At 70.4% G+C, this 9,984-nt stretch carries 11 protein-coding genes; 7 read left to right on the top strand and 4 right to left on the bottom strand.

Translation table 11 applies throughout. The features are described 5' to 3' along the window. The 3 genes from ACTHNQ_RS06920 to dnaK all read right to left on the bottom strand — a co-directional run. The coding region (locus ACTHNQ_RS06920; protein WP_440332273.1) for a DnaJ C-terminal domain-containing protein at positions 1-901 on the bottom strand (901 nt) is incomplete at its 3' end. Between the two features lie 15 nt (positions 902-916). Continuing rightward, the gene (locus ACTHNQ_RS06915; RefSeq protein ID WP_440332271.1) at positions 917-1,561 is read right to left on the bottom strand and encodes a nucleotide exchange factor GrpE; all 645 of its coding nucleotides are present in this window, start codon (positions 1,559-1,561) and stop codon (positions 917-919) included. A gap of 2 nt (positions 1,562-1,563) precedes the next feature. After that, on the bottom strand, positions 1,564-3,429 hold the full coding sequence (dnaK, locus tag ACTHNQ_RS06910; protein WP_440332269.1) for a molecular chaperone DnaK: 1,866 nt from the start codon (positions 3,427-3,429) through the stop codon (positions 1,564-1,566). Between the two features lie 178 nt (positions 3,430-3,607). On the opposite strand from dnaK, the gene ACTHNQ_RS06905 reads away from it, so the two are divergent. After that, the gene (locus ACTHNQ_RS06905) at positions 3,608-4,039 is read left to right on the top strand and encodes a VOC family protein (protein WP_440332267.1); all 432 of its coding nucleotides are present in this window, start codon (positions 3,608-3,610) and stop codon (positions 4,037-4,039) included. Continuing rightward, positions 4,036-4,626: a GNAT family N-acetyltransferase gene (locus ACTHNQ_RS06900; RefSeq protein WP_440332265.1), complete on the top strand. Its 591-nt coding sequence runs from the start codon at positions 4,036-4,038 to the stop codon at positions 4,624-4,626. Before ACTHNQ_RS06905 ends, ACTHNQ_RS06900 begins: the two co-directional genes overlap by 4 nt. A gap of 21 nt (positions 4,627-4,647) precedes the next feature. Here ACTHNQ_RS06900 and ACTHNQ_RS06895 read toward each other — a convergent pair whose 3' ends face one another. After that, positions 4,648-5,265: a hypothetical protein gene (locus ACTHNQ_RS06895; protein WP_440332263.1), complete on the bottom strand. Its 618-nt coding sequence runs from the start codon at positions 5,263-5,265 to the stop codon at positions 4,648-4,650. A gap of 72 nt (positions 5,266-5,337) precedes the next feature. Between ACTHNQ_RS06895 and ACTHNQ_RS06890 the strand changes: the two genes are divergently transcribed. The 5 genes from ACTHNQ_RS06890 (at position 5,338) to ACTHNQ_RS06870 (ending at position 9,811) form a co-directional block, all read left to right on the top strand. Then, positions 5,338-6,060 carry a helix-turn-helix domain-containing protein gene (locus ACTHNQ_RS06890; RefSeq protein WP_440332261.1) on the top strand — a complete coding sequence of 241 codons (723 nt, stop codon included), beginning with the start codon at positions 5,338-5,340 and terminating at the stop codon, positions 6,058-6,060. Positions 6,061-6,113: 53 nt separating this feature from the next. After that, positions 6,114-6,929, top strand: coding sequence for an alpha/beta fold hydrolase (locus tag ACTHNQ_RS06885; RefSeq protein WP_440332259.1), 816 nt, complete (start codon positions 6,114-6,116; stop codon positions 6,927-6,929). A gap of 1 nt (position 6,930) precedes the next feature. Beyond that, complete coding sequence (locus ACTHNQ_RS06880; protein WP_440332257.1) at positions 6,931-7,521, top strand: dihydrofolate reductase family protein; 591 nt, start codon at positions 6,931-6,933, stop codon at positions 7,519-7,521. A gap of 147 nt (positions 7,522-7,668) precedes the next feature. Beyond that, a complete protein-coding gene (locus ACTHNQ_RS06875) occupies positions 7,669-9,126 on the top strand; it encodes an MFS transporter (RefSeq protein ID WP_440332255.1) in 1,458 nt (485 codons plus the stop codon). Between the two features lie 127 nt (positions 9,127-9,253). After that, the gene (locus ACTHNQ_RS06870) at positions 9,254-9,811 is read left to right on the top strand and encodes a hypothetical protein (RefSeq protein ID WP_018173487.1); all 558 of its coding nucleotides are present in this window, start codon (positions 9,254-9,256) and stop codon (positions 9,809-9,811) included. Positions 9,812-9,984 lie beyond the last annotated feature (173 nt).

Below are 9,984 nucleotides of genomic sequence, written 5' to 3'. Positions count from 1 at the left end.
GTGTCGGCGTGACCACATCCAAGTGCACGTGCAGGTCGCCACGGCCCACTCCGCGGGACAGGTGCGGCACACCGCGTGCGCGCAGTGTCACCACCGTCCCCGACTGGGTTCCCGGCGCGACCTCGACCGTCTCCTCGCCGTCGAGCGTCTCGAGCTTGACCGTCGTACCGAGCGCGGCCGCCGTCATCGGTACGGCGAAGTGACAGTGCAGGTCGTCGCCATCGCGGGTGAAGACCGGGTGGGGGCGGACGGTGACCGCCACGACGATGTCGCCGGGCTCTCCGCCGTCGGGCGACGGACGTCCCCGGCCGCGCAGGCGCACCTTCTGACCGTCGGACACGCCCGCGGGGATCTTCACCTTGAACGGCTTGCCGTCTTCGCCCTGCAGCGTGATCGTCTCGCCGCGGACGGCGGTCTGGAAGTCGAGGGTCGTGCGTGCCGTCACGTCGGCTCCGCGCTGCGGACCGCCGAAACCGCGGAATCCGCCGGTGGGCTGCCCGAAGCGCCCACTGCCGAACCGACCGCCCGCCTGCTCGCCGAACATCGCGAACAGGTCGTCGAAGTCAGCCTGCTGCCCGCGCGTGGCGCCGCCGCCGCCGAAGCGACTGAAGACGTCCTCGAACCCGCCGCCGGCCGAACCCGGCGCCTGGAAACGGGCACTGCCCGATCCCATCGCGCGGATCTGGTCGTACTCCTGACGCTGGTCCTTGTCGCTCAGCACGGCGTACGCCTCGCTGATCTCCTTGAACTTCGCCTCGGCGGCCGCATCTCCCTGCGTGGAGTCGGGGTGGTACTGGCGCGCCAGCTTCCGGTACGTCTTCTTCAGATCGGCATCCGATACGTCTTTGGCGACCCCGAGGACCTTGTAGAAGTCCCGGTCGAACCAGTCCTGACTGGCCATGTCCCTCCCCTCGACTTACTCGGCCGGAACCGCGACGACGACCTTGGCCGGCCGCAGCTCGATGGCGCCCAGGCGGTAGCCCACCTCGACCACCTCGAGGATGACCGGCGACTCGGTGCCCGGCGTCGGCGCCTGGAAGATCGCCTCGTGCTGCTGCGGGTCGAAAGCATCGCCCGCCGCGCCGTAGGTCTCGACGCCCAGACGCGCCACGACACCGCGGAGCTTCTCGGCGATCGCCGTGAGCGCGGAGCCCTCGGTCAGATCGCCGTGCTTCTCGGCACGGTCGAGGTCGTCGAGCACCGGCAGCAGTCCCTTCGCGACGGCGCCCTTGGCCCGCGCGATCTCGACCTCTCGCTGCTCCTCGGTGCGGCGGCGGTAGTTGGCGTACTCCGCCTGCAGGCGCTTGAGGTCGAGGAGCAGGTCGTACTCCTGGGCGGGGGCGTCGGCCACCGCCGCCTCGTCGCTCTGGGCGGCGCCGAGGATGTCCTCGATCGTCAGCTCGTCGGCATCCGCGTCGTCCTGCGGGCTCGTCCCCTGCGACCCTGTCCCCTGCGAGTGGGGGCCGGCCGCCTCGGACTGCTCTGCAGCCGAGGCCTCCGACCCCTCATCGCCGAGGACCTCGTCGCCGTTGTCCGGCTCTTCGAAGTCCTTGTTCGCCATGCTTACTTCTTCTCGTCTTCCTCGTCCACGACCTCGGCGTCGACGACGTCCTCCTCAGAGGATGCCGCACCCTCGCCCTCCGGCGCGCCCTGCGCTCCGGCATCGGCGGACTGCTCGGCCTGCGACGACGCGTAGATCGCCTCGCCGAGCTTGCCCTGCGACGCGTTGAGCTTGTCGAAGGCATCCTTCACGGCGTCGTCGTTGTCTCCGGCGAGCGCCGTCTTGAGCGCGTCGACGTCGGCCTGGACCTCGGTCTTCACGTCGTCGGGCAGCTTGTCGGCGTTGTCGGCGATGAGCTTCTCGATCGAGTACGAGAGCGTCTCGGCCTGGTTGCGGATCTCCGCGGCCTCGCGACGCTTCTTGTCCTCGGCGGCGTGCTCCTCGGCCTCGCGCACCATGCGCTCGATGTCGTCCTTCGGCAGCGACGAGCCGCCGGTGATCGTCATCGACTGCTCCTTGCCCGTGCCCTTGTCCTTCGCGGACACGTGCACGATGCCGTTGGCGTCGATGTCGAAGGTGACCTCGATCTGCGGGATGCCGCGGGGCGCCGGCGCGATGCCCGTGAGCTCGAACGTGCCGAGCGGCTTGTTGTCACGGGTGAAGTCGCGCTCGCCCTGGAAGACCTGGATCGCGACCGACGGCTGGTTGTCGTCGGCGGTCGTGAAGGTCTCGCTGCGCTTGGTCGGGATGGCGGTGTTGCGCTCGATGAGCTTCGTCATGATGCCGCCCTTGGTCTCGATGCCGAGGCTCAGGGGGGTCACGTCGATGAGGAGGACGTCCTTGCGCTCGCCCTTCAGCACACCGGCCTGCAGGGCCGCGCCCACGGCGACGACCTCGTCCGGGTTGACGCCCTTGTTGGCGTCCTTGCCGGTCTCGCGCTTGACGAGCTCGGCGACCGCGGGCATGCGGGTCGAGCCGCCGACGAGCACGACGTGGTCGATGTCGCCGACCTTGATGCCGGCCTCGCGGATGACGTCCTCGAACGGCTTCTTGGTGCGGTCGAGGAGGTCCTTGGTGAGGTCCTCGAACTTGGCGCGCGTGATGGTCTCGCTGAGCGACACGGGGCCCGAGTCGGTGAGCGACAGGTACGGCAGGTTCACGCTCGTGCTCGTCGAGCTCGAGAGCTCCTTCTTCGCCTGCTCCGCGGCCTCCTTGAGGCGCTGCAGCGCGATCTTGTCGCCCGAGACGTCGACGCCCGTGGTGTCCTTGAACTGCTTGATCAGGTAGTCGACGAGACGCTGGTCCCAGTCGTCGCCGCCGAGGCGGTTGTCGCCGGCGGTGGCGCGCACCTGGATGGTCGAGAAGTCGTCGTCCTTGCCCACTTCGAGCAGCGAGACGTCGAACGTTCCGCCGCCGAGGTCGAAGACGAGGATGAGCTCGTCCTCCTTGCCGCGGTCCAGGCCGTAGGCCAGCGCGGCGGCGGTGGGCTCGTTGATGATGCGCAGGACGTTCAGGCCCGCGATCTCGCCGGCCTCCTTGGTCGCCTGGCGCTCGGCGTCGTTGAAGTACGCGGGGACCGTGATGACGGCGTCGGTGACGGTGTCGCCGAGGTACTCCTCCGCGTCGCGCTTGAGCTTCTGGAGGATGCGCGCCGAGATCTCCTGCGGCGTCCACTTCTTGCCGTCGACCTCGAAGGTCCAGTCGGTGCCCATGTGGCGCTTGACCGACGAGACCGTGCGGTCGACGTTGGTGACGGCCTGGCGCTTGGCGGTCTCGCCGACCAGCACCTCGCCGTCCTTGGTGAACGCGACGACCGACGGGGTCGTGCGGAAGCCCTCGGCGTTGGCGATGACCTTGGGCTCGCCGCCCTCGAGGACGCTCACGACCGAGTTGGTCGTACCCAGGTCGATTCCCACAGCACGTGCCATGTTGTTCTCTCCTTCGTATGGGCGACGACGGATGCCGACGCCCGGGGTTGATGGGAAGTCTGCTCGCGATCCACACGAGGTTGAGTCGCGATGGCTCAACCATAAACCCGCGGTGCGGCATCCGTCAAGTCAAAGTTGATACGACCAGACTCAAGTTCTCCTGTGACAGGCTGACCGGATGGCTGTCTTCGACCACCTGGGCATCACCGTCGATGATCTGGACCGCGGCATCGCGCGGTACGACCCGATCATGCAGGCGCTCGGCTTCGAGCGCACGGATGCCGAGGCCAGCGTCTCGTGGTGGACCGAGGGCGAGGTCGAGCTCATCCTCTTTCCCGCCCGTGAGCCCGGCACCGGCCCGCACCGCCACGGCCGCGTGGGCTGGCAGCACCTCGCCTTCGCGGTCGACTCGCGCGACGAGGTCGACCGGCTGCATGCGATCGCGATGGATGCCGGCTGGACCGCCGTGCGCGACCCCAAGCTCTACCCGCGCTTCAACGACCGGTACTACGCCTCGTTCGTCGAGGACGCCGACGGCATCCGCCTGGAGTTCATGCACAACCCGCCGCGCGAGAATCCCGAGGCGCCCGCCGACGGGAGCGGGCCATGACGCTCGACTGGTCCTTCCGTCCGCTGCACGGCGAGCGCGTGACGCTCGACCTGCTGCGCCCCGACGACCTCGACGACCTCGCTGCGATCCAGGGCGACCCCGAGGTCTGCCGGTACCTCCTCTACGAGGCGCGGTCGCGCGAGAAGGTGGCCGAGATCCTGGAACGGGATGCCTCCGCCACCCGGCTCACCGCGAAGGGCGACTACGTGCAGCCGGCGATCCGGTCGGCCTCAGGTCGACTCCTCGGCACGATGTACTTCGAGCTGCACAGCGTCGAGGACCGCACCGCCGAGATCGGCTGGATCCTCGCCCCGCACGCACAGGGCCACGGGTACGCGACGGAAGCCGCCCGGCTGCTGCTCGCCCTCGCGTTCGACGAACTGGGCCTGCATCGCGTGTACGCCGAGCTCGACCCGCGCAACACGGGGTCGGTGCGCATCTGCGAACGCCTCGGCATGCGCCACGAGGGCCACTTCGTCGAGCACATGTGGCTGAAGGGCGAGTGGACCGACACCGGCCACTACGCACTGCTGGAGCGCGAGTGGCGCGCCGGGTCGGCTCCTTCGCCTCCGCGAACCGCCTCATAGGGCCGCTCGGGGCCGCGGCGGTCAGATCGAGTGGGCGAGGGTCTGCAGGCCGATGACGGCGAAGCCGAGGGCGATGAGGATGGCGAGCACGAGCAGCTGCTTCGCCCATGTCAGGTGTGAGCGGCGAACGGCGAACCAGCCGATCACCCCGAGGGTGACGATGTAGACGATCGACGAGACGCGGAGCGCGGCATCCAGCGGCATCACGTCGAGCCACGCGAGCAGCAGGAGGATGCCGGGCGTGACGACGGTGCTGATCGCCCCGCCCGCGACACGGAACAGGATCGCCAGGTCGGCGCCGACCGGGAAGGTCTGGTGCACCGCCAGATGCGAGATCACGTCCGACACGAAGCCGGCGGCGGTGATCCCCAGCACGCCGAGGACGAGGGCGAACAGCGCGTGCTCCGGGTCGGCGTGATCGTTGGCCGAGACGACGAGCACGATCGCCAGGCCCGTGAAGGTGGCGTACACGCGCTCCTTGAAGTACATGACGTACGCCTCGGCGCCGGCGCCCTGCTCCTCCAGCCGTGCTCGCGCCCGCGCCGAACGGCCGCGCGGACGGCGCGCCGGGGCGTCCCCGGGCTCGACGGGATCGACGGGGTCGACGGGGTCGACGGACTCGCTCGGCACGTCGGACATGCCGCGAGACTAGCCCAACGGCGACGTCGCCGATGCGCCCCCGGGGTGCGCGAACTGTGCGAGCCTGAGCGCATGCCGATCGAAAGCGACCACCGTGCGGCGGACTCGCCGTACGTGGCGCGGGTGTGGCGCGGACAGACCTCCGGCGTCGAGCGCATGACGTCCGTCGCGACGTCGAACTGGGAGCTGGTCTTCTGGGAGGAGCAGGGGGTCGTGCGCGTCGCCGTCCGCGGACCCGAGACGGCGGCGTCGGCCGTGGACGTCTCGGGCGACTCGGCATCCTTCGGGATCACCTTCGCGCACGGCGCCCACATGCCCCATCTGCAGCTGGACAGGCTCGTCGACGGCGGCATGGAGAGCCCCCGCGTCACCGCGCGCACGTTCCTGTTGCGCGGCGAGGAGTGGGAGATCCCGGACTACGAGAACGCGGAGCAGTTCGTGGGCCGCCTCGTCCGAGCCGGGATGCTCGTCCGCGACCCGCTCGTCGACGACGTGATGTGGGGCGGGGTCGCGCGGGTCGGGACCCGCTCGGTGCAGCGACGTGTCGCGACCACGACGGGACTCACGCAGGGGTCGATCCGTCAGATCGAACGCGCGCGGCACGCAGCCGTGCTCCTCGGCGAGGGGACCGCGCCGCTGGACGTGGTGAACCGTCTCGGGTTCTACGATCAGCCCCACCTGGCGCGGTCGCTGCAGCGGTTCATCGGGCGCACCGCCACGCAGCTGGGGACGGCCGCCGATGGGGGCGATGCACTGTCGCTTCTGTACAAGCCCGCGTCCGCCGAGCAGACCTAGCGTGGAGCCCGTCGCGGCGCAGTGCCGCGCTCAGACGAGAAGGGCTCGATCAGTTGTCCGAGAACACGGTCACATCCGCAGACGGAACCACCATCGCCTACAGCGTGGCGGGTGAGGGGGATCTGCTCATCCTCATCGACGGTGCCACCGCCTCCCGCGCCACGACTCCCGAGGACGCCGAGATCGCCGCCCTGCTGGCCGACGGTTTCCGCGTCGTCGGCTACGACCGTCGCGGTCGCGGCGGGAGCGGCGACACCGCGCCGTACGCCGTCGAACGAGAGATCGAGGATCTCGCGGCGCTCATCGCCGCGACGGGCGACGGCCGCCCGGTGACGCTGTTCGGCTGGTCCTCGGGAGCCCTCCTCGCGCTCCACGCGGCGCAGGCCGGCGTGCCCGTGGCACGTCTCGCACTGTTCGAGCCGCCCGTCGTCGTGGACGACGCGCGCCCGCCGCTGCCGGCCGACTACGTCGAGCAGCTCGATGCGGCGGTCGCCGAGGGCCGCCGCGGAGACGCGGTGGAGCTGTTCATGACCGCCGCGGCGGGCCTGCCGCCGGAGATGGTCGCCGGGATGCGTCATGCCGAGTTCTGGGGAGGGCTGGAGGCGATCGCCCCCACGATCGCGTACGACGGACGCATCGTCGGCGACACCATGTCGGGCCGCCCGCTCCGCGCGAATCTCTGGGACCGCGTGGAGGTGCCCGTCCTGGTGCTGCACGGCGTCGACACCTGGCCCCACCTCGCCGGCGGTTCGCGCGCGGTCGCGGAGCACCTGCGGACCGCGACGCTCGAGGCGGTGCCCGGCGAGAACCACAGCGCGACCGCCGAGACGCTCGCGCCGGTTCTGCGACGGTTCATGGACGGCGACTGAGATGGGCCGGATCGTGCTGACCGAGTTCATCTCACTGGACGGCGTCGTCGAGGCGCCGGGCGGGGAGGAGTTCGAGTATCGCGACTGGAGCTTCGAGGTCGACCGCGGCGACGACGGCGAGGCGTTCAAGGAGGACGAGGCACTCGGGTCCGCGGCGCTGCTGCTGGGGCGCCGGACGTACGAGGGCTTCGCATCCGCGTGGCCGCAGTACGAGGGGCGGCTCGCCGACAAGTACAACAGCATGCCGAAGTACGTCGTCTCGCGCACCCTTCGCGACCCCGCATGGAACAATACGACGGTGCTCACGGGCGACCTCGTCGAAGCGGTCTCGAAGGTCAAGGACGAGATCGCGGGTGGCATCTGCGTGGCGGGGAGCATCCAGCTGGCTCAGGCGCTGCTCGCGGAGGACCTCGTCGACGAGATCCACCTCATGACGTTCCCCGTCCTGCTCGGCCGCGGCCGCACGCTGTGGGCCGCGACTCCCGCCAAGACCCGCTGGCGCCTCGCGGATGCCCGGACGTACGGCGACGGGGTGCTGGTGACGATCCTCGAGCGCGCCGACCACCCGGCAAGGTCCGACCCGGTCCGCTGACGCAGGTGCGCCGCAGCGCGCTCCAGGTCGCCGAGAGCCGCGGATGCCCGGCATCCGCTCCCCTCCCGTATCCTGGCCACGCGCCACGCCGAGGTGACGCGCTGCGGCGGCACCCGCCGTTCACCGAAGGGTCCTACCTTGAGCGACATGAGCTCCCCTGCGCCGGACGCCGACGCCCCGGGCACCACCCGGCCGTCCGAACCCGTGCTGTCGACCGCCGCGCTGAACACGGGGGCGCTGTCCGACACACCGGTCCCCCGCCGCCGGGTCTTCGCGTGGGCGCTGTGGGACTGGGCGACGCAGCCGTTCAACACCGTGCTGCTGACCTTCGTGTGGGTGCCGAGCTTCCTCGTCTCGCCGTTCTTCCTCGACCCGGTGGTCGCCGCGTCGGGCGTGGTCGACGGCGAGAAGATCGACTGCGACACGGGGGCGAACGCGGTCACCGAGTACTGCCACGCGCTCGGCGCGCTGGATGCGAATCTCGGCTGGGGCATCATGGCAGCCGGCATCCTGATCGCCCTTCTCGCGCCCGTGCTCGGCCAGCGGGCCGACGCGACGGGGCACCGCAAGCTCATGCTCGGAGTCTTCACCGGCCTGCTCATCCTCTGTCAGCTCGGCATGGCGTTCGTCGGCGCATCGGCCGACCTGTTCTGGTTCGGCGTCGCGATGATCGCGTTCGGCAGCGTCGTGGGCGAGATCGCCGGCGCCAACTACAACGCGCTGCTCGTGTCGGTGTCGACGCCCAAGACCGTCGGGCGCGTGTCGGGACTCGGCTGGGGGTTCGGCTACCTCGGCGGCATCGTGGCGCTCGCGATCGTCGTCGGGCTCATCCTCGGCGGGGTCCTCGACGGCACGCAGGGCACCACGTTCCAGTTCATCGCCGCCGGGGCGACGGTGTGGACGATCCTGTTCTCGATCCCGATCTTCCGCAGCGTCCCCGAGCCGCCGCCGAGCAGCGACACCAAGAAGGTCAACTTCTTCGAGGGCTACGTCGAGCTGGTCCGCTCGATCGTCCGCCTGTGGCGCGAGAGCCGGCCCACCTTCTGGTTCCTGCTCGCGTCGGCCGTGTACCGCGACGGCCTGGCCGCGGTGTTCACGTTCGGCTCGGTCATCGCGGCACGCGTGTTCGGGTTCGGATTCACCGACCTCGTGATCTTCGGCATCGTGCTGAACCTCGTCGCGGGCGTCTCGACCATCTTCGCGGGACGCCTCGACGACCGCTTCGGGCCCAAGCCGGTCATCCTGACCGCGATCGGCGGCATCATCGCGTGCTGCCTCGCCGTCTTCGTGGGCGCGGGCGCGGGCCGCGCGCTGTTCTGGGTCGCCGGCATCGTGCTCGCCGCGCTCGTCGGGCCGGCGCAGGCCGCATCGCGATCGTTCCTCGCACGCGTCACCCCGACCGGACGCGAGGGCGAGATCTTCGGCCTGTACGCCACCACCGGACGCGCCGCGAGCTGGATGGCGGCGCTGCTGTGGGGTGCGTTCATCGCCGCGGCGGGCAACCAGACGCTGTACGGCATCCTCGCGATCGCCCTCGTCCTGGCCGTCGGATTCGTGCTCCTGGTGTTCGTGAAGGCGCCGCCGCGCTTCGCCGTCGAGGTGTGAGCCCGTCCGGCCCCGTTAGCGGGGTGGAAGGGGTCGCGGCATCCGATAATCTCGCTTGCGGGGATTCACCGATGCGATTGGGGGCGGTCGCGCGTTCCCTGCGCCGAGCCCACCCCCGAAAGGCACCGTGTCCGCCACGCTCACCGAGAACCGCCGTGCGGCGCGGCATCACCGCGCGCTCGGCTACTGGGCGGTGCTGCTCTCGCTGACGCTGTCGCTGTGGGTCGGCTCGCAGGTCGTCCCGCACGACTGGGTGCACCGCCCGGCACTGTTCGTCCACCTCGCGTCGGTGATCGTCGGCCTCGGCTCGGCCGTGCTGCTCGAGATGAGCGGACTGCTCTGGATGCTGCGCCGCACGCACCTCGAAGACCTGCGCCGCGTCGAGCGGACGGTGAGCGGGCTCGCGTGGCTCGGCATCGCGGGGCTGCTCTTCTCGGGCGCGTTCCTGCAGCCCGACCTCACCAACCCCCTCACCGACCTCAAGATGGCGGCCGTGCTGCTGGCCGCCATGAACGGCGTCGCGATGACGCGGCTGACCGACGAGCTGCGCCGGCTGCCCCCGCGGGTGCGGTTCTCGATGCTGCCGGGCCGGCTGCGGGCGTGGTGCGTGTGGAGCGCCGTGGTGTCGCAGTTCGGCTGGTGGACGGCCGTGCTGATCGGGATGCTGAACACCGCCTCGGGGTGATCTCACAGCTTGCTCGCACTCGCCTCGCGGCAGGTTCCTCGTTAGGCTGTGGCTCTACCGGACTACCCGGCCGGTAACCCCCCGAATCGGCCTCACGGCCTGACCGACCTCGAGGATGCCTTGATGCGCGATCGCACGCGCGGCGACGAGGACGCGCCCGGACCTCGCCGCGG

The sequence above is a fragment of the Microbacterium sp. genome (genome assembly GCF_051953575.1).
Classification (GTDB): Bacteria; Actinomycetota; Actinomycetes; order Actinomycetales; family Microbacteriaceae; genus Microbacterium.
Note: the sequence above shows the minus strand (reverse complement) of the source record. Positions and strands in the feature narration are given on the sequence as shown.